Origin of the sequence: Flavobacterium sp., assembly GCF_043778725.1 — a bacterium.
Lineage (GTDB): Bacteria > Bacteroidota > Bacteroidia > Flavobacteriales > Flavobacteriaceae > Flavobacterium.
In genome coordinates this window covers 1-22,606 of the sequence record NZ_JAYWFT010000083.1, presented here as the reverse complement: position 1 = coordinate 22,606, position 22,606 = coordinate 1, and the positions used below count along the sequence as shown (strand labels likewise).

The 22,606-nt window shown below is 31.1% G+C and carries 25 protein-coding genes; 13 read left to right on the top strand and 12 right to left on the bottom strand.

The features are described 5' to 3' along the window. Positions 1-20: 20 nt before the first annotated feature. Complete coding sequence (locus ACH2CG_RS07430; protein ID WP_395063745.1) at positions 21-689, bottom strand: ZIP family metal transporter; 669 nt, start codon at positions 687-689, stop codon at positions 21-23. Positions 690-712: 23 nt separating this feature from the next. After that, positions 713-1,477: an SAM-dependent methyltransferase gene (locus ACH2CG_RS07425; RefSeq protein ID WP_395063743.1), complete on the bottom strand. Its 765-nt coding sequence runs from the start codon at positions 1,475-1,477 to the stop codon at positions 713-715. Positions 1,478-1,610: 133 nt separating this feature from the next. On the opposite strand from ACH2CG_RS07425, the gene ACH2CG_RS07420 reads away from it, so the two are divergent. The 3 genes from ACH2CG_RS07420 (at position 1,611) to ACH2CG_RS07410 (ending at position 3,758) form a co-directional block, all read left to right on the top strand. Next, positions 1,611-2,780, top strand: coding sequence for a class I SAM-dependent RNA methyltransferase (locus ACH2CG_RS07420; protein ID WP_395063741.1), 1,170 nt, complete (start codon positions 1,611-1,613; stop codon positions 2,778-2,780). A 75-nt stretch (positions 2,781-2,855) separates the two neighbouring features. Further along, positions 2,856-3,473: a T9SS type A sorting domain-containing protein gene (locus tag ACH2CG_RS07415; protein ID WP_395063739.1), complete on the top strand. Its 618-nt coding sequence runs from the start codon at positions 2,856-2,858 to the stop codon at positions 3,471-3,473. Between the two features lie 51 nt (positions 3,474-3,524). Next, complete coding sequence (locus ACH2CG_RS07410) at positions 3,525-3,758, top strand: hypothetical protein (RefSeq protein WP_395063737.1); 234 nt, start codon at positions 3,525-3,527, stop codon at positions 3,756-3,758. 10 nt (positions 3,759-3,768) lie between these two features. Here ACH2CG_RS07410 and ACH2CG_RS07405 read toward each other — a convergent pair whose 3' ends face one another. From ACH2CG_RS07405 to rlmD, 3 genes are read right to left on the bottom strand one after another with little or no spacing between them, the layout of a single operon-like run. After that, positions 3,769-4,515, bottom strand: a complete 747-nt coding sequence (locus ACH2CG_RS07405; RefSeq protein ID WP_395063735.1) for a DUF6048 family protein — start codon at positions 4,513-4,515, stop codon at positions 3,769-3,771. Then, the gene (locus ACH2CG_RS07400; protein WP_395063733.1) at positions 4,496-5,002 is read right to left on the bottom strand and encodes a DUF6452 family protein; all 507 of its coding nucleotides are present in this window, start codon (positions 5,000-5,002) and stop codon (positions 4,496-4,498) included. The genes ACH2CG_RS07405 and ACH2CG_RS07400 overlap by 20 nt, the downstream gene beginning before the upstream one ends. A 53-nt stretch (positions 5,003-5,055) precedes the next feature. Further along, positions 5,056-6,474, bottom strand: a complete 1,419-nt coding sequence (gene rlmD, locus ACH2CG_RS07395) for a 23S rRNA (uracil(1939)-C(5))-methyltransferase RlmD (RefSeq protein ID WP_395063731.1) — start codon at positions 6,472-6,474, stop codon at positions 5,056-5,058. Between the two features lie 175 nt (positions 6,475-6,649). Here rlmD and ACH2CG_RS07390 point away from each other — a divergent pair, with 175 nt between their 5' ends. Then, positions 6,650-8,755: an AAA family ATPase gene (locus ACH2CG_RS07390; RefSeq protein WP_395063729.1), complete on the top strand. Its 2,106-nt coding sequence runs from the start codon at positions 6,650-6,652 to the stop codon at positions 8,753-8,755. After that, positions 8,742-9,905, top strand: coding sequence for a hypothetical protein (locus ACH2CG_RS07385; protein WP_395063727.1), 1,164 nt, complete (start codon positions 8,742-8,744; stop codon positions 9,903-9,905). Before ACH2CG_RS07390 ends, ACH2CG_RS07385 begins: the two co-directional genes overlap by 14 nt. Positions 9,906-9,918: 13 nt before the next feature. Here the strand turns inward: ACH2CG_RS07385 and ACH2CG_RS07380 are convergent, their stop codons facing one another. Then, positions 9,919-11,001 (bottom strand): Fic family protein, encoded by a 1,083-nt coding sequence (locus ACH2CG_RS07380; protein ID WP_395063725.1) that lies wholly within the window; start codon positions 10,999-11,001, stop codon positions 9,919-9,921. A 160-nt stretch (positions 11,002-11,161) separates the two neighbouring features. On the opposite strand from ACH2CG_RS07380, the gene ACH2CG_RS07375 reads away from it, so the two are divergent. The 5 genes from ACH2CG_RS07375 (at position 11,162) to ACH2CG_RS07355 (ending at position 15,320) form a co-directional block, all read left to right on the top strand. Then, on the top strand, positions 11,162-11,698 hold the full coding sequence (locus ACH2CG_RS07375) for a DUF1697 domain-containing protein (protein WP_395063723.1): 537 nt from the start codon (positions 11,162-11,164) through the stop codon (positions 11,696-11,698). A 302-nt stretch (positions 11,699-12,000) separates the two neighbouring features. Beyond that, a complete protein-coding gene (locus tag ACH2CG_RS07370; protein ID WP_395063721.1) occupies positions 12,001-12,411 on the top strand; it encodes an OsmC family protein in 411 nt (136 codons plus the stop codon). Positions 12,412-12,492: 81 nt separating this feature from the next. Continuing rightward, positions 12,493-13,194 (top strand): DUF1003 domain-containing protein, encoded by a 702-nt coding sequence (locus tag ACH2CG_RS07365; RefSeq protein WP_395063719.1) that lies wholly within the window; start codon positions 12,493-12,495, stop codon positions 13,192-13,194. Positions 13,195-13,551: 357 nt separating this feature from the next. After that, positions 13,552-14,832, top strand: a complete 1,281-nt coding sequence (gene rocD, locus ACH2CG_RS07360; protein WP_395063717.1) for an ornithine--oxo-acid transaminase — start codon at positions 13,552-13,554, stop codon at positions 14,830-14,832. Positions 14,833-14,942: 110 nt separating this feature from the next. Beyond that, positions 14,943-15,320, top strand: a complete 378-nt coding sequence (locus ACH2CG_RS07355; protein ID WP_395063715.1) for a hypothetical protein — start codon at positions 14,943-14,945, stop codon at positions 15,318-15,320. Positions 15,321-15,395: 75 nt separating this feature from the next. On the opposite strand, the gene ACH2CG_RS07350 is transcribed toward ACH2CG_RS07355, so the two are convergent. Together ACH2CG_RS07350 and ACH2CG_RS07345 are read right to left on the bottom strand one after the other, a co-directional pair. After that, the gene (locus tag ACH2CG_RS07350; protein WP_395063713.1) at positions 15,396-15,728 is read right to left on the bottom strand and encodes a CCC motif membrane protein; all 333 of its coding nucleotides are present in this window, start codon (positions 15,726-15,728) and stop codon (positions 15,396-15,398) included. 27 nt (positions 15,729-15,755) lie between these two features. Next, positions 15,756-16,037, bottom strand: a complete 282-nt coding sequence (locus tag ACH2CG_RS07345) for a DUF2752 domain-containing protein (protein ID WP_395063711.1) — start codon at positions 16,035-16,037, stop codon at positions 15,756-15,758. Positions 16,038-16,130: 93 nt separating this feature from the next. Here ACH2CG_RS07345 and ACH2CG_RS07340 point away from each other — a divergent pair, with 93 nt between their 5' ends. The 3 genes from ACH2CG_RS07340 to ACH2CG_RS07330 are packed head-to-tail and all read left to right on the top strand — an operon-like array spanning position 16,131 to position 18,019. Then, positions 16,131-16,313 (top strand): hypothetical protein, encoded by a 183-nt coding sequence (locus ACH2CG_RS07340; RefSeq protein WP_395063709.1) that lies wholly within the window; start codon positions 16,131-16,133, stop codon positions 16,311-16,313. Next, on the top strand, positions 16,294-16,857 hold the full coding sequence (locus tag ACH2CG_RS07335; protein WP_395063707.1) for a Smr/MutS family protein: 564 nt from the start codon (positions 16,294-16,296) through the stop codon (positions 16,855-16,857). The genes ACH2CG_RS07340 and ACH2CG_RS07335 overlap by 20 nt, the downstream gene beginning before the upstream one ends. 40 nt (positions 16,858-16,897) lie before the next feature. Beyond that, on the top strand, positions 16,898-18,019 hold the full coding sequence (locus tag ACH2CG_RS07330) for a cysteine desulfurase family protein (RefSeq protein ID WP_395063705.1): 1,122 nt from the start codon (positions 16,898-16,900) through the stop codon (positions 18,017-18,019). Positions 18,020-18,297: 278 nt separating this feature from the next. On the opposite strand, the gene ACH2CG_RS07325 is transcribed toward ACH2CG_RS07330, so the two are convergent. From ACH2CG_RS07325 to ACH2CG_RS07310, 4 genes are all read right to left on the bottom strand, one after another. Continuing rightward, positions 18,298-18,861, bottom strand: a complete 564-nt coding sequence (locus tag ACH2CG_RS07325; RefSeq protein WP_395063703.1) for a helix-turn-helix domain-containing protein — start codon at positions 18,859-18,861, stop codon at positions 18,298-18,300. A 243-nt stretch (positions 18,862-19,104) separates the two neighbouring features. Beyond that, entirely contained in the window at positions 19,105-20,493 is a 1,389-nt protein-coding gene (gene lpdA, locus ACH2CG_RS07320) for a dihydrolipoyl dehydrogenase (RefSeq protein ID WP_395063701.1), read from the bottom strand. A 205-nt stretch (positions 20,494-20,698) separates the two neighbouring features. Continuing rightward, a complete protein-coding gene (locus tag ACH2CG_RS07315; RefSeq protein ID WP_395063699.1) occupies positions 20,699-21,208 on the bottom strand; it encodes a hypothetical protein in 510 nt (169 codons plus the stop codon). A 12-nt stretch (positions 21,209-21,220) separates the two neighbouring features. Continuing rightward, a partial coding sequence (locus tag ACH2CG_RS07310) for an ABC transporter ATP-binding protein (protein ID WP_395063697.1) occupies positions 21,221-22,606 on the bottom strand: 1,386 nt, incomplete at its 5' end.

Here is a 22,606-nt window from a genome sequence, read left to right as displayed (position 1 = left end):
AAGTTTTTTGCTTGTATATTTTACAAAAAACAAGCCAAGAGAATACCTAAAATAATCATCGAAATCTTGGCAATATTAAACTTATGTCCTTCGCTACTTTCAAAAATAATTGTTGATGAAATATGGAATAATATTCCGATTACAACAGCTGTAATTTCGGTATAATATTGATTTAAAAGCTGAAAACTATCTGAAACTAATGTTCCTAATGGCGTCATTACTGCAAAAGTTAGCATGAATAAAAACAAAGCAGTTTTATTTAATTCGGCATTTAAGAAGAATGTAGTTAGGATAATTGCAATAGGAAAGTGGTGAATTGCAATGCCAATAGCCAAATCGTGGTGATGGCCAACCGGAAAACCTTCTAAAAAAGCGTGAATACACAAACTAATAAACAGTAACCATGGCATTTGAACCATTTTGTCATGACCATGAACGTGACCATGCTCGGCACCTTTTGAGAAAAATTCTAAAATGATTTGGAATAAAATTCCAACCATAATAAAAATTCCAACTCTAGAATTATGACTTTCATACACATCTGGAAGCAAGTGCATCACGGTTAATGAAAGTAAAAATGAACCACTAAAAGCCAAAAGCAATTTTAAATTCTTTTTAGCTTTTGGTCGCAATCCAATGGCAATGATGTATCCTAAAAGAACCGATAATAATGGTAAAATGTAATTCATTATGCTAAAATCTATATTCTTTCTTATTTAAAAATCATAATCAATCGTTCGCTGGTATTTTTATGGTATTTTTTCAACTTGTAATCTCCAAAAGTGTCCAATAGAAATATTCCGGCGTCGTCCATCATTTTTTGAAAATCCTCTAGCGTTAATGCTTTTACTTTTTCGGTAAAATGAAATTTCTCACCTTGGTCTTCAAATGCTATTTCTTTTATAATATGATTGTCTTCTACATATCGTTTTATGTGAAAATCTATAGCGTCAACGGTTTTAATTTCTGAAGGAACCAAATTTGGAATCACTTGATGAACGTTCATAAAATCTATAGCAGCAAATCCGTATTCGGTTAGACTTTCTTTTATGGCAACCAATGTTTTTAGGTTGTCTTCATCTTTTTCAAAATAGCCAAAACTGGTAAATAAATTAAATATTGCATCAAATTTATCTTCAAACGGTTCGCGCATGTCATGAACTTGAAAATGCAAGGTGTCGTTGGCATTTTTATTAGCTTCTGCAATACTGTTTTCTGATAAATCGGCACCAATAACGTCAAATCCTAATTGGTTTAAATAAATAGAGTGACGGCCTTTGCCACAAGCTAAATCTAAAACTTTTGATTTTTCGGGAAGATTTAAATAATGTGTCAAATTATCCATAAAAATCTGAGCTTCACGATAATTTCTATCTTTGTAAAGAATGTGATAATAAGGCGTGTCGAACCACGAAGCAAACCAGTTATTGGTTGCGAGTTTAAGGTTGCGAGTTTCTGGTTTATCTATATTTGACATTAATTCTTGTTCATATAATTTCTAGCGTGCAAATTTAGTGTATTTTTGCAGAAGTTATTCCAAGTTTGGAATTTAGTTAATTATTGAAATTGCAATTGAATTTTGCAATTGCAATTGAATTTTGATATTGAAAATGGAAAATTTTAAAATGGTTGCCAAAACCTTCTTTGGTTTTGAAGAAATATTAGCCAAAGAATTGCAACAATTAGGAGCACAGGAAGTTGAAATAGGAACAAGAATGGTGGGTTTTAAAGGTGATAAAGGTTTTATGTACAAAGCCAATTTATCGCTAAGAACTGCCCTAAAGATATTAAAACCAATATATTACTTCAGGGCTAAAACAGATGCTTTGTTGTATAAAGGTATTCAAGGTATTGATTGGAGCAAATATTTGAATGCCAACCAAACTTTTGTAATTGATACTACAATTCACTCAGAAAATTTTAAACATTCGCAATTTGTTTCTCAAAAAGCAAAAGATGCCATTGTAGATCAATTTCGTGATAAAACTGGCGTTCGCCCAAGTGTAGACAAAGATTTTCCCGATTTAAGAATTAACATTCATATTGATAAAGACCAAGTTTCAGTTGCATTAGATACTTCTGGCGCTTCTTTGCACCATCGTGGTTATAGAACTGCAACCAATATTGCTCCAATAAACGAAGTTCTTGCCGCAGGAATGTTATTGCTTGCTGGTTGGGATGGAAAAACCCATTTGCTAGATCCAATGTGTGGTTCAGGAACTATTCTAGCCGAAGCAGCGATGATTGCATGTAATATTCCAGCAAACATCAACAGAAAAGAATTTGCATTTGAAAAATGGAACGATTGGGATAATGATTTATTTGATCAAATTATTGATGCTTTAATGAAACGAACACGCGAATTTCATTATACTATAAAAGGATATGACAAAGCGCCAAGTGCTGTAGAAAAAGCTAAAGCAAATATCAAAAATGCTAATCTTGATGATTATATTACGATAGAACAACAAAATTTCTTTGATACTAAAAAAGAAACTTCTGGTCCGTTGCAAATGGTTTATAATCCGCCTTATGGAGAACGTTTGGACGTAGATTTGGAACGTTTTTATAGAGAAATGGGTGATACTATGAAGCAAAATTATCCTGGTACAAACGCATGGTTTATTACTGCTAACCTAGAAGCACTAAAATTTGTTGGACTTAAACCTTCAAGAAAAATTAAACTTTTCAACGGAAGTTTAGAAGCAAGACTTGTAAAATACGAAATGTACGAAGGCAGTAAACGAACTAAATTTCAGATTGAAAAAGAGGAAGAGTAGTTTAGTGCGAAAATAAACGTTAAGACATTAAATCAGTACTCTTAAAATTCATATTAATTTTAAATAATAAAATTCATGAAAAAAATTATTTTAATTCTTGTTGTTATTTTTTTTAATCAAAATACTGCAAATGCCCAAGCTCCAATTAACGTTGTCATAACCGGAGATTGTGTTGATGTAAGTGGTACTTATAGCTATACAGGATTGGTTAATGGTAAAAATAATTATGCGCAAACTTTTAATTTTGGTGGCACTCCAATTGTTATAGGAGTTGGTTATGATGGAGTAAAATGGGTTTTGTATGCAGATGGTGATCTTACAGATGATGGTTTTAGTAATAGTGCAGTTCCTGCTGGTTTATTACCGCCTTTTACTGGTTGGGTTCATACAGGATGTGCAGATGGAACTATGGTAATCAATCAAACATTGTCTTCTAATGATGTTGACAATTTTGATAAAAATATTTCTTTGTATCCAAATCCATCAACTAACACTATTATTATTGCAAATAATAAAGGTATGAATGATGTTTTTAACTATAAAATCTTAGATTTAACAGGTAGAATTGTTAGTTATGGAACATCTAGATATGATGAAAAAATTAACATCGACAATATTACAAACGGAAATTACATAGTTGAAATAAAAACTCAAGATGATCAAGCTGTTAGTAAACGATTAATTAAGAAATAGTTTTTATAGTAAAATACAAAAAAATTAAAGTATCTAAGTAGTTATAAAAAAATGGGTAAAAAGACCAAAGCATTTGTTTATCAATTGATTAGTTTTGCAATTTTGTTTATTGCGGTTCGCTACCTCGTGGGCGCTTTTACAACTTTAAAAGGGCTTTGGGTTCCTTTAATTGCCTTCGTTGTAGGAACAGTTTTGGCGCCTAAATTTCAAGCCGTCAGAACCAAAGATGGCGAAAAGTTATTTATGAAATGGATTTTCCTTAAAGGAATTAGAGAACTAAAATAATTGCAATTAACTACTGTTTTTTAGCTTTTTCTTTAGGTTTTATTGTGGTTTTGTACAATGGCACAAAGTAGGAAATAGTATAGTTAAATCCGGCACCAAATTTTCCGTTATAAGTTCTGTTAAATCCAGGAATATATAGGTTGTCAAATGTTTCTGGTTTTTTATTTGTTACCAGATTATTTAATCTTACACTGAATCCAACATATAAATTAGGAACAATTTCAGCTTTAATTCCGGCTACAACTTCAATCCATTGTGCGGATAATCCACTAAATTTTTCACCTACTTCTCTTACTGGTGCTTCACCAAAATAAGGATTCGGATTATAGATAGAATACGAATTCAAAGTTTGACTAAATGAACTTACACCATAGCGCATTCCCACATAGATCATGTTGTTCATTCCCAACCAATTTTCGTAGGCATTGTAATCAAATCCAGCTTTTAGATAAGTTCCTTTTGTAGAAAAATTCAATTTGGTATCTTCTACAGTTTTGTTTTCGTTACCAATTTCTGCAGCAATAAAATACTTTCTGGTTATTTTAAAATCACCAACCAATTCTAATCCGCGGTAATCTTTCTCGAAAAAAGAACGTGATAATTTAAATAAATCAACACCAATTCTAAGTCCATATCGTTCTGTTTTTGGCTTAATGCTGTCGACTTTAATACTGTTTTTTTCGGTAGTTTTAACCTCTTGCGCTTGTCCTAAAAGTGATCCCAAGACAAGCAATAAACTAAAAGTATATTTTAACATGGACTTCATTTTCAGATTCTAAATTAGGTTTTACAACGACAATATTTTTTATCCAAGCTCCATCTGGAATTGTAGGTTCTGACTTTGTTATTGGATCAGCTGGGTCTAAATTAAATAACGTTTTAAATCCACACGCTCTTGAAACATAGACATCATAAGTTTTGTAATTAAAAGTAAGAATATCAGTATTGTTATTTGTCAAATCTAAATCAGAACCATTTTGTATAAAAAGTAATGTAGTAGTTTCTGTATTAGTTTGCAATGGTACTTGAATTTTGCTAACGGCTGTTTTGTCAATATTAGCAACAACTGATGTAGATGAAACCCTCAAGTTTGTTACATTTTTCAATGTTTGAGTTACCGTTAAGTAATTATAAAATTCAATTACCAATCTCGGCGTAGTTGGCGTATTTGCATCACAAATATCGTCCTTCTCACAACCAGAAAAAGCAAATACAATTGACAATAATAAAAATATCTTTTTCATAAAATTTAATTTCAATCTACATAAACTAAATACTAACAACCGAACACTGATTACTATTTCTTAAGTTCCAAAAGTACAACATTTTCCACATGATGCGTCTGCGGAAACATATCTACAGGTCGCACACGAGTAACTTTATACATTTCGTCCATCAAAGCCAAATCTCGCGCTTGCGTAGCCGAGTTACAACTTACATACACAATTTTTGGAGCACCAGTTTTTAATAACATTTCCACTACATCTTTATGCATTCCGTCTCTTGGTGGATCGGTGATGATTACGTCTGGTTTACCGTGTTTTTCAATAAAATCGTCATTGAACACATTTTTCATATCACCAACATAAAACTCACAATTGGTAATTTCATTGCGTTTGGCATTTTCTTTAGCATCGGCAATCGCTTCTGGAACGGCTTCAACACCAATTACTTTTTTTGCTTTTTTAGAAACAAACTGCGCAATAGTTCCAGTTCCGGTATATAAATCATAAACCACTTCGTTTCCAGTCAATCCTGCAAATTCACGAGTTATTTTGTATAATTCGTAGGCTTGGTCAGAATTGGTTTGGTAAAATGATTTGGCGTTAATAGAAAATTTCAAACCTTCCATTTCTTCCAAAATATAATCGCTACCTTTATATAGTTTGATGTCTTGATCGTATAAAGTGTCGTTTGCCTTACTATTAATCACATATTGCAACGACGTAATTTGCGGAAATTTCTCATGTATAAAATTCATCAACAACTCGCGATTGACTTTGTCGTTTTCAAAAAACTGAATCAAAACCATAATTTCGCCAGTCGAAGCCGTTCTTATCATCAACGTTCGCAACAAACCTTCATGATTTCGTGCATTAAAGAAAGTCATGTTGTTAGCAACTGCAAATTCTTTAATCGAATTACGAATGTCGTTAGATGGATCTTCTTGCAAATGACATTTCTCAATATCTAGAATCTTGTCCCACATTCTAGGAATATGAAAACCAAGTGCCGGATTTTTACTCAACGATAAATCGTCGCTTTGAATTTCGGTTTCGTTCAACCAACGCGTATCCGAAAACCCGAATTCCATTTTATTTCTATAAAACAATTGTTTCTCCGAACCAAGAATCGGTTCAAAAGCAGGCAATTCAATTTTTCCGATGCGTTTTAGGTTGTTATAAACTTCCTGATTTTTATAGAATAACTGTTGATCATACTTCATGTTCTGCCATTTGCAACCGCCACACGCGCCAAAATGTTGGCACACAGGTTCAATTCTATTTTCAGAAAACGAATGAAATTTAATGGCTTTACCTTCAAAATACGACTTGCGTTTCTTTAAAGTTTGCACATCAACCACATCGCCGGGCACAACGTTTGGTATAAAAATTACTTGTCCTTCTGGTGCTTTAGCAACCGAAACACCTTTGGCACCAGCATCAAGCACGGTAACATTTTCAAATATAACTTTGTCTGTCTTCTTTTTTCCCATGAGGCAAAAATAATGTATTGGTTTGTTTTATCCTAACAGGTTTTTTTTAACCTGTTAGGTATAACAAGAAAAAAAGGAGTTATTTTACAATAAGATAAATAAATATTGAGCAAATGCGGAAAACCGTTATTACTAGAAATTTTAATTTTATAAATTTGAGGAAAATAGAAAGGATATGAGTTTTAAATTATTAGCGATTCGACCACTTGAAGGATGTAATGAAAAGTTTTTAAAGAATTTGAAAGAGAATCAAGTTTATCAGTTTTATAATGATTACGAGTTTCAGGATAAAAGTGAAAATAAAATTGTTGATTTTGATAAATATGTTGAGGTAAAAAAAATTCAGTATAAATTAAGTGTACCTGAAAACTTGTATAGTGATAAGATAAATATTTCTGCGATTGTTGGGAAAAATGGAAGTGGAAAAAGTGCTTTGGTAGAGTTGTTGATTGTTTGCTTGAACCAATTGTCTTATCAATTAAAAGGTAAAGAACTTAATACATCTGCAAGTTTAAGGTTGGCAAAAGAAAAAAGTGATAAAAAAATAAACTGTGAGTTTTTTTATTTAAAGGATAACATTTTTTTTGTCATAAAAATAAAAGAAAACATTTTTGAAAATCCTACACAAATTAATGTTGGTGGAAATTTAAAGAAATTTAATTTAAAAGATTTTTTTTACACTGAGGTAATTAATTATTCAATTTATGCATATAATTCATTAGAAATTGGTGTTTGGATAGATGAATTATTTCATAAAAATGATTCTTATCAAATACCAATTGTAATCAATCCAAAAAGAGAAAGCAATGATAACGGATTGGCAGGTATTATTGATGTAAATAATGAGCAATTTCTTTTAAAACAAAGATTATTAGTCAATCTCCTAAAGCCAATTGAAAGTAATAATCTAGATTTCCGTAAAATTGGTGATAACATTTCTGCTTTTGAATTAAATTTTACTGAAAAGAAAACAAAAGATTTTAGGTTTTTTAAGAAAAAATATGTTGGTGATAAAGAATTATTTGTATTGGATGAAGAAATTGAAAAAATAACTGATAAATCTCAAAAAGAAATAAAAAAAGAAGAATTTTGGAAAAATATACCAAAAGATGGTTATTTTACTTTTGAAATAAATGATTCATTTACGAAGACTCATGCATTTACTCAAATTGAAAACTTATATAATGAAGTAGAAAAGTCATTCAATCTTTCGGATAAAATTTTTAATATTTATAAAGTCAAAATTTATCTGTTGTATAAGATAATTGGTATTTGTTATAAATATAACGATTATAATAAATTCATTGATGGGCTTCATAACAACAATTTAAATGAATTTATTAATCATATCAATAAGATTGAGAATAGAAGTCACATAACTAATAAGTTAATGCAAACTATTAATTATATAAGATTTTATGATCAAGTTTGGAAAAAATATGAAGGTCTTTCAAATATCTCTTTAAATGATTTGTCAGATGATTTAAATAAAATTTCAAAGGATAATGATTTACCCTTAATTGAAATCCTTCCTCCACCATTTTTTGAGATTGATATTTTATTAAATAATGATAAAGATAAATCAATAATTAAATTAGATAGTCTAAGTTCAGGTGAAAAGCAGTTGATTCATTCTGTTAGCTCAATTGTTTATCATTTGAATAATTTAAATTCAGTAAAAGCGACCAAAGGCACAATTAAATATGATTATGTAAACATTATTCTTGAAGAAATCGAATTATATTTTCATCCTGAATATCAAAGAAAATTCGTTGATTATATTTTAAAAAGTATTGAAAATGCAAATTTAAAAAATATTAAAGGAATAAATATTCTTTTCATAACTCATTCACCTTTTATTTTATCAGATATTCCAAAACAAAATGTAATGTTATTAGAAGTTAATGAAGATAAGAAGACTAAACCAAGAGAATATAGAGGCGATAATACTTTTGGTGAAAATATACATCAAATGTTAACAGACGGTTTTTTTATTTCAAATACAAAAGGAGAATTTGTAATTTCTCAAATTAATAATTTCTTAGAGTTTTATAAAAAAAATATTGAGCTAAAAGAAAAGCCAGAAACTTTTGATGTTGATTTAGCTTTGTTTAAAGAAATAATCAATCTAATAGGTGAGGATTATGTCAGAAAAATTTTAAATAATCATATTGATGAATTAAGATTTCATTTTGGAGATAAAACGTATTTAGATATAGAAGAAGAAAAACTTAAAAACCGTTTAATTGAAATTGAAAAAATAAAAAATGCAAAAAATTAAATATCCTTACAGAAATGAAATAGAGAAAGAAACTTTTATTAATGCTTACTTTGAAGTTGTTTCTACCAATATTAAATATCAATCTAAAATTTGTAATGAAATTAAAAAAATTGATAAAAATTGGGATTTAAAAAAACTTTTAACTGCTGATTTTAATGAATTAGTAAAATTTGTTAAATCATTTAATAAATATATTAAAAAGACTATTATTCTAGAACTAAAAAGAATAAATGTAGATCAAAATGAGTTAAAATATATTGATGAATATTTTGAAAAATATTTTGATAATAATAAAAAAATAAAGTCATTAAATAACTTAACTCCAAAAGAAGAGAAAGATAAATTAAAACGAGAAAACTTAAATAAAGGATTAACTAAAAAGAGAAATGAAATTAATTCAAGTATAAAAAGGAAACTTAATATTATCTCTAACTCAATTAAATCCCCATATGAAAATAAAACTATTTTTGACAAAATTATTGGTTTTATAAACAATGAAAATAATGAATTAAAAAAAAATAAAATAACTTATAATCTTAAAACATGCCATTTTTGCAATATAGATTTTATAAATTCTTTTAGTGTTAAAGATAAGAAAAAAAATCATTTTACTTTAGATCATTTTTTGCAAAAGAGTAAATATCCTTATTTATCAATTTCATTGTTTAATTTAATTCCATCTTGTTATTCTTGCAACACAAAATTTAAGGGTCAAATGGAATTTGATAGTTTAGATAATTTGCATAAAATTTCGCCGTCATCCGAAATGTTTAATTTAGATCAACAGTTAGAATTTAAATTAAAATATAATGTTGAAGAATATATTGATAACAATAAAGATATTGTTGAGATTGAATTAACTAATCTAGCTAATGAAAAAGATTTTGATAAGTTTATTCAAATGTTTAATTTGGAAGGAAGATATGAATTTCATAATGAAATTTCTAATGAATTAATTAGAAAAAGAAAAATATATTCAGATTCTCAATTAGATGAAATTGAGAAAATATTCCATGTTAATAATATTTCAATTGATAAAGAAACATTAAAAAAACAAATTTTTGGTTCTGTTATTTTTGAAAAAGAAAATACAAATGAGCCTTTTGAAAAATACAAAAAAGATATTGCCAAACAGTTAGGATTAATATAAAACTAAACTCATTTCACCTAACCCTATAACAAGTACTCCTACCAGCACCAACTTGCTCTAAAACGTCTTTTTTAACCAAGTCTTGCAAATCTCTCAAAGCAGTATCGGTGGAGGTTTTGGTTATTTTGGCATATTTAGAAACATTGAGATTTCCAAAAAAATCATCCAAAAGCAATTGTAGTATTTTTTGTTGGCGTACATTAAAAACGGTAGTTTTATTAACTTCCCAAAATTTTGTGCGCATTCTAGATTTGGCTATCGTTTCGTCGGTTTGTTTCATCGAACGCAGTAAGCAATTTAAAAACCAAACCATCCATTCGGTGCAATCTAAATCGCCTTTTTGCGTGCTTTCTAATAACGAATAATAGGTGTTTCGCTCTATTTGTATTTGCGCCGACATCGAATAAAAACGTTGCGGACTTTCATCATCTAGCGCCAAAAGCATATCGCTTATCGCTCTAGCGATACGACCATTTCCATCATCAAATGGATGTATTGTTACAAACCACAAATGCGCTAATGCCGCTTTTAGTACTTTATCAAGTTTGTGTTCGTCTTGAACCCAATCTAAAAAAAGTTTCATTTCGGTTGGCAATTTTTCGGCGTTTGGTGCTTCAAAATGTAGTATTTCTCTTCCCATTGCGCCCGAAGTTACTTGCATTTTGCCATCACGCCATGCGCCAGTTATTATTTTGTGCATATCACTTCTTCCTGTTGGAAATAAAGCAGCATGCCAATCAAATAAGCGTTCTTCTGTAAGTGGTTTGTTGTAGTTTTGAGTTGCGTCTAACAGCATTTCTACAACGCCTTCCACATCTCTTTCTGCTTTTATTGCGCCAGCTATTTCTATGCCCAATCGTCTTGCTATTGAAGAACGTACTTGTTCAGGATGCAAAAATTCGCCTTCTATTTCGCTGGTTTTTAGCGCGTCCATAGTTAAGGCAACTAACATGTTTTCTTCCAATTGCCCAAAACCAAGTGCTTGCATTTGTCCCAATATTTTTCCTTGCTGGTGACGCACAGCTCCAAGTAAAGTACTTACTTCGTCTGAATCCCAAGTAAAATTTGGCCAATTTTTAAGTTGATGTATGTACATAATCACCGCGTATTTGCGGTAAAAATACAATCTTTTTTTGAAAAAAGGTATTTTTGCGGTGATTATTTCATTTAATCAACGCGTTTTTGCGGTTAATAAGTTATTTAATCACCGCATTTTGTAAAGTTGGTTTGATTTATCTTTTCATTACATTTACACCATGAAACACCTAGCACTACTTCGAGGAATAAACGTCTCAGGACACAACATGATAAAAATGGATGCGCTCAAAACTACCTTAGAAGCCATAATGTTTACTAATGTAGAAACCTACATCCAAAGCGGCAATGTGTTTGTAGAAACTGAGGAAGAAAGCGCTTTTGGAGTTGGTTTCAAAATCAAACAAGAAATCTTCAAAACCTTTGGTCACGAAGTTCCTGTAATTGTAATTGGTAAAAACGATTTAGAGTTTTGTTTTAAAAACAATCCGTTTCTAAAACAAAAAGACGTTGATACTAAAAAGTTGTACGTAGCTTTTATTTCAAAAGAATTGTCAAGTTCCGCCATAAACGAATTAAAAATAAGCCAATTCAAACCCGACGAAGCCGTAATTGACGGAAACAGAATCTTCATAAAATACGACATCGGCGCAGGAAAAACACGTTTAGACCAAAAATACATCGAGAAAAAACTTAACGTTACCGCAACCATCAGAAATTGGAATACGGTTACTAAGTTGTTGGAATTGTATGAATGATTTTAAATACAAAAGTTTTTTTTAACCACATAGAAATCATAGTTTTTATAACTATACTTTGACTGGAGCTTATAGGATGAATACAAATAAATTATAGTTTGCATAGCTATGAAATCTATGAAAAGCGAAGCAACTTTATTCACAATCCAAATCCTATGATTTCTATGTGGTTAAAAACAAAAAAATCACTTATTAGTTTCCAAAAGATAAAACTTATCCTTTCATTTAAAATAACAATAATTATATAACATTCAATTGGGCATGATTTTTTAACTTTGATAAAAATTTAAAAACACAACATTATGAAAAGAAATGCAACAGCCCAATGGCAAGGTTCGGTAAAAGAAGGAAAAGGTTCTATTACTACTCAAAGTACAACATTAAACAATACACAATATTCATTCAATTCACGTTTTGAAGAAGGAGTAGGAACTAATCCAGAAGAATTGGTTGCTGCGGCTCATGCAGGTTGTTTTACAATGCAATTGTCAGCATTTTTAACAGAAGGCGGATTTACAGTAGAAAATATCCAAACCAAATGCGAAATCAATTTGGTTACAGGTTCGATTATCGGTTCACGCTTAACAGTTGAAGCAAAAATTCCCGGAATTTCAAATGAAGATTTTCAAGCATTGGTATCTAAAGCCGAAGAAAATTGCCCAATTTCAAAATTATTCAATACCGAAATTACTTCAACGGCTACTTTAGTATAATTGATTTAAAAAGTTAATAGAAACCTCATTTCTTTATTGAAGTGAGGTTTTTTTGTGTTCAAAATAACGTAAATTAGCAAGATGAAAGATAAAGCAACATTTGTAAGTGAAATTTCGGGATTAGAATTTCCAGTAAAAGATAAAATTTCGGGCAACGACATTCGTCTTCCTGTTTTGAATTTGATTAAAGAAGAGCATCCCAATTTTGACACGAGCAAGTTCATAGCCAGTAAAGAGTTAAATATTTACCGTGAAAAATACATTTCAAAGTTTTTACAATCTGAAGTTGGTGAACTATCTGATTTACATAAAAATGTAATAAAATCCATGTCAGATGATACCTCGTTTGTATCTAAAGTAGAAGATGAACCAGATAACAGAACTTTCGGACAAGTCGTAGCCGACAAAGTAGCCGATTTTGGCGGAAGTTGGACGTTTATAATTTCGTTTTTTATCTTCATCATGATTTGGATTGCAGCAAATGTTTACTTGCTTTTAAACAAAGGATTTGATCCGTATCCGTTTATTTTATTGAATTTGATTTTGTCCTGTTTGGCTGCGCTTCAAGCTCCGGTTATTATGATGAGCCAAAACCGTCAGGAAGAAAAAGACCGCGAAAGAGCCAAAAAAGATTACATGATAAATCTAAAATCGGAACTCGAAATTAGAATGCTCGACGAAAAACTAGATCATTTAATCATGCACCAACAACAAGAACTAATCGAAATTCAAAAAGTACAAATTGAGATGATGAATGATATTTTGGAAAAGATTAAGAAGTAGTTTTAAAGTTTCGGGTTACGAGTTTGTGAATTGATATTTGATATTTAAACTATCGTCACTTCGAGTGTTTTTTATGTAATTGCGACTTAGCAATTATATAAAAAAATGTATCGAGAACTTAGAAGCACAAGTGTCACTTTTTCAAAAGTTCTCAATACAATTTTACATTTCAAAAACTAACGTTTTTAAAGCATAAAATCACTCGAAGTGACAATTGAATACAATTCAGATTTGGAATTTGAAATTCGGAAGTTAAATTTACTACTTTTGCTAAAGTTTATGGATGATTTCTCTCCACAAGAAGGAATTGATATTTTAAAATAGCCCATGGTGAGTTTGGGTCAAAAAAGAAAAATTATGTCAGTTTTAGAAAAAATCAGCTCTGAAGAAATTATTTCGTTAGAAAATAAATACGGAGCACACAACTATCATCCGCTACCAGTGGTTTTGAGTAGAGGTGAAGGTGTTTATGTTTGGGATGTTGAAGGTAAAAAGTACTACGATTTTCTTTCGGCTTATTCTGCAGTAAATCAAGGACATTGTCATCCGAAAATTATTGGCGCAATGGTGCAACAAGCACAAACATTGACGTTAACTTCTCGTGCTTTTTACAACGATAAATTGGGAGTTTACGAAGAATACATCACAAAATATTTTGGATTTGATAAAGTACTTCCAATGAATACAGGTGCTGAAGCGGTGGAAACTGCTTTGAAACTTTGTAGAAAATGGGCGTATGAGAAAAAAGGAATTCATGAAAATGAAGCGCAAATAATTGTTTGCGATGGAAATTTTCATGGAAGAACGACGACTATCATTTCGTTCTCTAATGATGAAAATGCTAGAAAGAATTTTGGACCCTATACGGCAGGATTTATAAAAATTCCTTACGACGACATCGAAGCTTTGGAAAACGTACTTAAATCGTCTAAAAACATCGCCGGTTTTCTTGTAGAACCAATTCAAGGTGAAGCAGGAGTTTATGTTCCAGCAGCAGATTATTTAGCGAAAGCAAAAGCACTGTGTGCAGCAAATAACGTTTTGTTTATTGCCGATGAGGTTCAAACAGGTATTGCAAGAACAGGTTCGATATTGGCAGTTTGCGGCAATTGTACTTGTGAAAATGCCTGCGAAAAACAAGCGACTTACGTTACTCCAGATATTTTAATTCTTGGTAAAGCCTTGTCTGGTGGTGCTTATCCAGTTTCGGCAGTTTTGGCAAATGATCACATCATGAATGTTATTAAACCTGGTCAACACGGTTCCACTTTTGGCGGAAATCCTATTGCTGGCGCAGTTGCCATTGCAGCTTTGGATGTTGTAAACGACGAAAATTTATCTCAAAATGCACGTCGATTGGGTAAAATCTTCAGAGAGAAAATTGGCGAATTTGTAAAAGTATCGAATATCGCAACTTTGGTTCGCGGTAAAGGTCTTTTAAACGCCATTGTAATCAATGATACTGAAGAAAGTGATACGGCTTGGAATATCTGTATGGCTTTGAGAGATAACGGTCTTTTGGCTAAACCAACACACGGAAATATCATTCGCTTTGCGCCACCATTGGTTATGAATGAAGAACAATTGCTAGATTGTGTTTCTATAATTATCAACACGTTAAAAGAATTTGAAAAGTAAATTTTAACCAGCCAAAAACTAACCAATTAACTATTTTTATGGAAAACCAAAAGAATTAAGAATTAAACGAAGAAGCAATAGATGCCTTAAGAGTAAGTGCCAAATGGTCAATGTTTTTAGCCATTATGGGATTTATAGGTATTGGATTAATGGTGATTTTTGCAATCTTCATGACATCTGTTATGTCAATGTTGCCTCAAACGCCTGGACCATTTGGAAACATGAAAGGTTTTTTATCTGTTTTTTATATTGTATTGTCAGCTTTGTATTTTGCGCCGATATATTATTTGTACAAATATGCATCTGATATGAAAAATGCATTACTTTCATCAAGTTCTGATTTAGTTGGGACGGCTTTAGGTTACTTAAAATCACATCACAAATACCTTGGTGTTTCTCTGATAATTTTTATTTCCTTGTATTTTTTATTGATAATTGGTATGATTGTATTTTTTGCTTCAAGTGCAATGTCAGGCGCAAAATTCTAATTAATAAATACTTTTTTAAAAAAAAAATCCGTCAAGTTTAACTCGACGGATTTTTTATTTGTTATTGTTCAGGTATTACAAACCTTGCATTTGTCTAATTTTTTCTTGCAATAATGCAGGATCTTGTAATGCACCAAGACCAATCATGCTTATTATTACAATAAAATAGATAAGCGATAAAGCGTTTAAAACTACACCAATAATAGAAAGGATTTTTCCAACATTTAAATTTTGAAAATTGATAAATTTTTCAGGTGTTTCTCTGTAAAGTTTCATGTCTTTACTGGCAAGAACTAATCCTATAATTCCTAGAGCTAATCCAACAACTCCATAGCAGCAACATGTTAAAATTGATAAAATTCCTAGAACTAGGACAGCAGTGGCATTGGGTAATTTTTGGTTTTCCATTTTTTGTTTGTTTTTTAGTTTATTTAATTAGTAAAGAAATCTCATTTTGTAAACATACGAAACTATCATAATAAGTGCGTTAACTATTGCTAAAGAAATCACCAATTTTTTATAGTTATGTTTTCTGTCTACCACAAAAAGCACTACCGAAAGGAAGAACAATAATGTAGAATAGATTGCAGGAAACATTGTGAAAGCTGCCGTAAATTCTCCATGAAGAATTAGGTTAAATGAACGTTGAATTCCGCAACCAATGCAATCGATTCCGAACAGTTTTTTGAACATACAAGGCAACATGTATTCTTCCATTTTTATTTTATAACACTACAATTTTACAAATAATTTTTTAAAATACAGTAAACTAATATTAGTTTTCTATTTTTGATTTTTAAATATTTACTTATGAGAAAGTTTTTAATACCTTTAATGATTGTTGCTTTTTTTGTTGCTTTTTGGAATCAAAGTAATGCAAAACCCAACCTGTTTATAACCATAATTTCAGTCGTAGTTTTCATGTTTGGCATGATGAAATTCTCGTCTAAAATTCCACCAAAAGACAATGACGATGACAACACAATTATTTAATATAGGCGATAAAGTTTCGGTATTAGACGATGCCATTGATGGCGTTGTGGTAGGTGTAAAAAATACCGAAATCACCATAGAAACAACAGATGGTTTCTTGATGACATATTTTGTCAAAGAGTTGATTAAAACAAACAATTCCAATGATTTAAATTCCTTTATAAGAAGTGAAACTTTAGTTAATAAAAGTATTGATGTTTTACCAAGTAAAAATCAAAATGCACCCAAATTTAAGTCGGATAAAATAGAAAGAGGCGTTCCAGAATTTGATTTACACATTGAAAAATTGGTAAAAAATTTTCGTGGAATGAACAATTTTGACATCTTAAATATGCAAACAGAAACGGCAAAAAAACACATCGAATTTGCTATAAGAAATCGCATTCCAAAAATCGTTTTTATCCATGGTGTTGGCGAAGGTGTTTTGAAAGCCGAACTCGATTTTATGTTGAAGCGTTATGATATGATTTCGTTTCAAGATGCCAATTATCAAAAATATGGTTTGGGTGCAACCGAAGTTTATTTTAAACAAAATGTAAAATAATAGTGCTTGAAATTTTTATCTTTGCATTTCAAAATTCTCCATGAAAAAAATTTATCTCGATAACGCAGCAACAACTCCAGTTCGTCAAGAAGTCATTTTAGAAATGATTAATGTACTTCAAAACGATTATGGAAATCCATCTTCAACGCACAGTTTTGGACGTAGTGCTAAAACTATTATGGAAACTTCAAGAAAGTCCATAGCTAAATTATTGGGATGCAATGCTCAAGAAATTATTTTCACTTCAAATGCTACCGAAGCTACCAATTGGATTCTGAAAAGTGCCGTTAATGACTTGCACGTTCAACGAATTGTAACAAGCAAGGTTGAGCATCATGCTACTTTGTATACGGTAAAACATTTGCAAAAAAAATACGGTATTGAAGTTGATTTTGTAAAAATACTTCCTTCAGGTGCTATTGATATAACGCATTTGGTAGAATTACTCTCTAAAGATGTAAAGACTTTGGTTACATTGATGCATGTAAATAATGAAATTGGATCTGTTTTGGATATCGCTAAAGTGGGAAGAATTTGTGAACAACATAAGGCTTTGTTTCATTGTGATACAGTGCAATCTGTTGGGAAAACTGAGTTTAACCTACACGAAACTCCAGTAGATTTTATCGTTGCAAGTGCACATAAATTTCACGGACCAAAAGGCGCAGGATTTGCCTATGTAAAAAAAGGACATTTATTGCAACCTTTATTTCATGGTGGTGAGCAAGAAAAAGGACTTCGCGCCGGAACTGAATCGGTACATCAAGTTGCCGGAATGGCCAAAGCGTTGGAATTATCTTACCAAGATCTAGAACTAGTAAGAAAATACATTTTAGATTTGAAAAACTATTGTACTACAGAATTAAAATCTAATTTTCCTGAAATTAAAGTCAACGGAACTGAGACTTTCTATAATATTTTGAATGTATTATTGCCGTTTTCTGAAGAAAAAACTGCGATGATTTTATTCAATTTAGACATGAAAGGTATTGCCGTTTCTCGCGGAAGTGCTTGCCAATCGGGAAGTGTAAAGCCTTCGCATGTATTAGCAGAGATTCTTGCTGATGATGATTTGAAGAAACCAAGCCTTCGAATTTCGTTTAGTCATTACAATACCAAAGAAGAGATTGATGCTTTAGTTGATGGATTAAAAGGGATTTAATTATTTTTATGTTACCTTCTATAAATTTTTAGAAACTTTAATTTATACTATTATCACGATTAAATCTAAAGGTTACAGTTCATTTATTGCAAATTGAACTGAACCTTTTCCTTGTTTATTTATGCACAATTGTTTTGAAAAAAAGTTGTATAATATGGTGTTTAATAGTGTTTAATCGAATTTTAATAATCCAATAATTATATAAAAACCGTAATTATTTTTAAAATCTAATAATAGTATTCCGTCTAAAAATGATTTTTTAATTAGCATTGTATATACTATAATTCTTCTAGCATAATTCGTTTTTTATATTTTTTCATTTTCTTGAAATAAGTAGGTGTCAATCCTGTAACTTTTTTAAACTGATGTGATAAATGCGCTACACTGCTATATTCCATTAGTAAACTAATTTCTGTAAGACTCAATTCATCATATAGAAGGAGTTCTTTTACTCTTTCTATTTTATTGATTATAATGTAGTTGACAATTGTTGTGCCTGTAACTTCCGAAAAAAGTGATGCAAGATGATTGTAATTATAATCTAATTTTTCACTTATAAAATCAGAATAGTTGGTGGTTGGGTATTTTTCAGAATAATGAATAAGTTCAATAATTGTAGTTTTTGTTTTTTCTATTAGTAAGGACTTTTTATCATCAATTAATTCGAGTCCTTTTTTTAAAAGAGCAATTCTTAGCTTTTCTCTTTCTTCACCAGATATATTCTTTTTTAGTGCTACTTCTCCCAACTCGATAGAAGTATGCTTTAATTTTAACTTGTCCAATTCTTCTTTCACCGCCATTTTACAGCGAAGTGAAACCATATATTTTATGTGTATTTTCATGATATAAATTTAGTGTTATAGTAGAAGCATATTAGCTAGTAGTTGATTTATATCGTGCACTTTTCTAATTTCTATTCTTGTAAAGGTATTGTTTTTTAGCGGTGCAAAATTAATTTTTATTAAAGTTAATTTGTTACAGAATTTAGAATTTCATTTGTACATTTTTTTACAAATAAAAAAATCCGTTTTGAATTAACAAAACGGATTTTAAACTTCATATTAACAACTTCTATTCTTGTTGTATTATAAATGAATTACTTCGCCATACGCATCAGCTACAGCTTCCATTACAGCTTCGCTCATTGTTGGGTGTGGGTGAATTGATTTTAGAATTTCATGACCTGTAGTTTCAAGTTTTCTTGCTACAACTGCTTCTGCAATCATATCGGTAACACCAGCACCAATCATGTGACAACCCAACCACTCGCCATATTTTGCATCAAAAATTACTTTTACAAAACCATCTGGCGTTCCAGCAGCTTTAGCTTTTCCTGATGCTGAGAATGGAAATTTACCAATTTTTAATTCGTATCCTTTTTCTTTGGCTTGTTTTTCGGTCATACCAACAGATGCAATTTCTGGAGTTGCATAGGTACATCCTGGAACATTTCCGTAATCTATAGGATCAACGTGTAAACCTGCAATTTTTTCAACACAATTGATTCCTTCAGCCGAAGCAACGTGAGCCAATGCTTGACCTGGAGTTACATCTCCAATCGCATAATAACCAGGAACGTTTGTTTGAGAAAATGCATTTACTAAAATTTTATCTTTATCGGTTGCAATTCCAACTTCTTCAAGACCAATGTTTTCGATGTTAGTTTTAATTCCAACTGCCGATAGCAATACATCTGCTTCAATAACTTCTTCACCTTTAGCCGTTTTTACATAAGCTTTTACTCCGTTTCCAGAAGTGTCAATTCGTTCAACAGAAGCATTAGTCATTATGGTAATTCCAGCTTTTTTCATTGAGCGCTCCATTTGTTTAGAGATATCTTCGTCTTCAACCGGAACTACATTTGGCATAAATTCGACAATAGTAACTTCTGTTCCCATTGCATTATAGAAATGTGCAAACTCAACTCCAATGGCACCAGAACCTACAACGATAAGTTTTTTAGGTTGTGTTGGAAGCGTCATTGCTTGTCTGTAACCAATAACTTTTACACCATCTTGAGGAAGATTTGGTAATTCGCGAGAACGAGCACCAGTTGCAATAATGATGTGATCAGCTGAATATTCTGTAACTTTTCCGTCAGCAGACGTAACATCAACCTTCTTACTTGGTTTTATTTTACCAAAACCATCAATTACGTCAATTTTATTTTTTTTCATCAAGAATTGAACACCTTTGCTCATTCCGTCAGCAACGTCTCTAGAACGTTTTACAACAGCAGAAAAGTCTTTATCAAATTCTTTAATTGTTAATCCGTAATCGGAAGCATGTTTTAGGTAATCAAAAACTTGAGCCGATTTTAAAAGCGCTTTTGTTGGAATACAACCCCAATTAAGACAAATTCCACCAAGGTTTTCTTTTTCAATAACAGCTACTTTAAAGCCCAGTTGAGAAGCACGGATTGCTGTAACATAACCGCCTGGACCACTTCCTAAAACAATAATATCGTATTTCATTTTTCGAGAATTTATTTTTTATTTGTGAAAAATGCAGTCGCAAAAGCTCGTGTCATTTTTCGAGAATTTATTTTTTATTTGTGAAAAATGCAGTCGCAAAAGCTCGTGTCATTTGTATATGATTTTCTAAATTAATTTAAATTGCGAATTTAGTAAAAAAGTTTAAAAGTTTATGAGTTTAAGGATGTAAAAGTTTGTAAATCTTCTAACCTAAAGAAGCTATTAAATCTTCAATTTCTTTTTTTTGATTGGCATATTTTGCTTGCAATTCAGATCCTTCTCCCATTCTTTTATAATAACTATAGGCTTTATCTGCGAAGAATTTTTTATGAAAATTAGAAACTTCAAGATAATTTGGAAATATTTTATGAAAAAGCATTTCATAATAGGCTTGCCATTCGCGTTCCAGTTTGTCTAAAACGTAAGGTTTGCGAGATTTTTGACGCACATGAACCATTTCGTGTGTGAGAAGTGATAAAATTAAAGGCAACGGAAATTCAAATGCATTTTCGGGCATTCTGATTACTTGTTCTTCGCCAAAATCGCCTTCGGCAGTGAATAGAATATAATCGGGTTTTGCTTTTTCGCGTAAAGCAAAATTCTTTAAATTGGTATCTTGCACATCAAACATTTTCAACAACCATTCGGCAGCTTCAATTGTTTTTCCTTCACTATGGTAGGTATCGATTGTATCTTTTATTTTTTCGTATTTCATATAAATAAAATATTAAATTGCTTCTGAAAACTGTGAATCATACAAGTTTTTGTAATAACCATCAACTTTATTAACGAGTTCAAAATGTGTTCCCGATTCTACAATTTTACCTTTGTCCATAACAATAATTTTGTCAGCATTTACAATAGTTGCCAAGCGATGTGCAATAACAATTGATGTTCTATCTCTAGTAATGGTTTCGGTTGCTCTTTGAATTAATTCTTCTGAATAAGTGTCTATTGAAGACGTTGCTTCGTCTAAAATCAAGATACTTGGATTGCTCACATAAGCACGTAAAAATGCGATCAATTGTCTTTGTCCTGACGATAACATTACGCCACGTTCTTTTACATTATAATCATAGCCATCAGGCAAGCTCATGATAAATTCGTGAACGCCAATTTTATTGGCTGCTTGCATCACTACATCGCGAGAAATTTGGGGATTGTTTAGTGTAATATTGTTGTAAATGGTATCTGCAAAAAGAAAAACATCTTGAAGTACAACGGCAATTTGTGCACGCAAACTCTCTAAGGTGAAATCATTAATATTTTGATTATCAATATAAATAGTGCCAGAGTTTATTTCGTAAAAGCGGTTTAGCAAATTGATAATAGTTGATTTTCCTGCGCCTGTAGATCCAACAATTGCTATGGTTTCGCCAGGTTTTACTTCTAATGAAATTCCTTTTAAAACCTCTTCATCAAGAATGTATGAAAAACGTACATTTTCAAATTTAATTGTTCCATTAAAATGTTTGGCTACAATTGTTCCAGTTTGTTGCACTTCATCTTGCGTGTCTAAAATGTCAAAAACTCTATTGGCAGCAATCATTCCCATTTGCATCTCGTTAAATTTATCTGCAATTTGTCGCAACGGATTGAACAACATTCCGATGAACATAGTATAAGAAAATAAATCGCCAAAAGTGGTAAATTTATCTCCATCAAGAATATGGAATCCACCATAGAGCACAACAAATCCGAGGGATAATGATGAAATAATATCGGCAATAGGAAAGAAAATGGAGTTATAAAGAATGGTTTTTATCCAAGCAACATTATGTTTTTGATTGATTTCTTTAAATTTTTCGTGTTCAATTCTTTCACGATTGAAAAGCTGAACGATTTTCATTCCGGTAACGCGTTCTTGAACAAACGTATTTAAATTGGCAACTTGATTTCGAACTTCTTCAAAAGCGACTTGCATCTTGCGTTGAAAAATTCGAGTTATAAAAAACAAAATTGGCATGGCAAGAACAACAATACAAGTAAGTTTCCAGTTCATGTAAAACATTATTAGTAGGCAAGTTGTCATTTTTAGTAAATCACTAATAATCATAAAAAGTCCTTGACTGAAAATGCGTGCAATTTGCTCAATATCCGAAACAGAACGTGT

Bases quoted from the DNA above. Each gene is read 5' to 3' on its own strand.
- ACH2CG_RS07350 (WP_395063713.1), bottom strand. From the start codon at position 15,728: ATGGAAAACCAAAAATTACCCAATGCCACTGCTGTCCTAGTTCTAGGA.
- ACH2CG_RS07430 (WP_395063745.1), bottom strand. From the start codon at position 689: ATGAATTACATTTTACCATTATTATCGGTTCTTTTAGGATACATCATT.
- ACH2CG_RS07380 (WP_395063725.1), bottom strand. From the start codon at position 11,001: ATGTACATACATCAACTTAAAAATTGGCCAAATTTTACTTGGGATTCA.
- ACH2CG_RS07340 (WP_395063709.1), top strand. From the start codon at position 16,131: ATGAGAAAGTTTTTAATACCTTTAATGATTGTTGCTTTTTTTGTTGCT.
- ACH2CG_RS07355 (WP_395063715.1), top strand. From the start codon at position 14,943: ATGTTTTTAGCCATTATGGGATTTATAGGTATTGGATTAATGGTGATT.
- ACH2CG_RS07315 (WP_395063699.1), bottom strand. From the start codon at position 21,208: ATGAAATACGAAAAAATAAAAGATACAATCGATACCTACCATAGTGAA.
- ACH2CG_RS07415 (WP_395063739.1), top strand. From the start codon at position 2,856: ATGAAAAAAATTATTTTAATTCTTGTTGTTATTTTTTTTAATCAAAAT.
- ACH2CG_RS07365 (WP_395063719.1), top strand. From the start codon at position 12,493: ATGAAAGATAAAGCAACATTTGTAAGTGAAATTTCGGGATTAGAATTT.
- ACH2CG_RS07420 (WP_395063741.1), top strand. From the start codon at position 1,611: ATGGAAAATTTTAAAATGGTTGCCAAAACCTTCTTTGGTTTTGAAGAA.
- ACH2CG_RS07390 (WP_395063729.1), top strand. From the start codon at position 6,650: ATGAGTTTTAAATTATTAGCGATTCGACCACTTGAAGGATGTAATGAA.
- ACH2CG_RS07410 (WP_395063737.1), top strand. From the start codon at position 3,525: ATGGGTAAAAAGACCAAAGCATTTGTTTATCAATTGATTAGTTTTGCA.
- ACH2CG_RS07330 (WP_395063705.1), top strand. From the start codon at position 16,898: ATGAAAAAAATTTATCTCGATAACGCAGCAACAACTCCAGTTCGTCAA.
- ACH2CG_RS07400 (WP_395063733.1), bottom strand. From the start codon at position 5,002: ATGAAAAAGATATTTTTATTATTGTCAATTGTATTTGCTTTTTCTGGT.
- ACH2CG_RS07425 (WP_395063743.1), bottom strand. From the start codon at position 1,477: ATGTCAAATATAGATAAACCAGAAACTCGCAACCTTAAACTCGCAACC.
- ACH2CG_RS07375 (WP_395063723.1), top strand. From the start codon at position 11,162: ATGAAACACCTAGCACTACTTCGAGGAATAAACGTCTCAGGACACAAC.
- ACH2CG_RS07405 (WP_395063735.1), bottom strand. From the start codon at position 4,515: ATGTTAAAATATACTTTTAGTTTATTGCTTGTCTTGGGATCACTTTTA.
- ACH2CG_RS07370 (WP_395063721.1), top strand. From the start codon at position 12,001: ATGAAAAGAAATGCAACAGCCCAATGGCAAGGTTCGGTAAAAGAAGGA.
- rlmD (WP_395063731.1), bottom strand. From the start codon at position 6,474: ATGGGAAAAAAGAAGACAGACAAAGTTATATTTGAAAATGTTACCGTG.
- lpdA (WP_395063701.1), bottom strand. From the start codon at position 20,493: ATGAAATACGATATTATTGTTTTAGGAAGTGGTCCAGGCGGTTATGTT.
- ACH2CG_RS07345 (WP_395063711.1), bottom strand. From the start codon at position 16,037: ATGGAAGAATACATGTTGCCTTGTATGTTCAAAAAACTGTTCGGAATC.
- ACH2CG_RS07325 (WP_395063703.1), bottom strand. From the start codon at position 18,861: ATGAAAATACACATAAAATATATGGTTTCACTTCGCTGTAAAATGGCG.
- ACH2CG_RS07385 (WP_395063727.1), top strand. From the start codon at position 8,742: ATGCAAAAAATTAAATATCCTTACAGAAATGAAATAGAGAAAGAAACT.
- rocD (WP_395063717.1), top strand. From the start codon at position 13,552: ATGTCAGTTTTAGAAAAAATCAGCTCTGAAGAAATTATTTCGTTAGAA.
- ACH2CG_RS07335 (WP_395063707.1), top strand. From the start codon at position 16,294: ATGACAACACAATTATTTAATATAGGCGATAAAGTTTCGGTATTAGAC.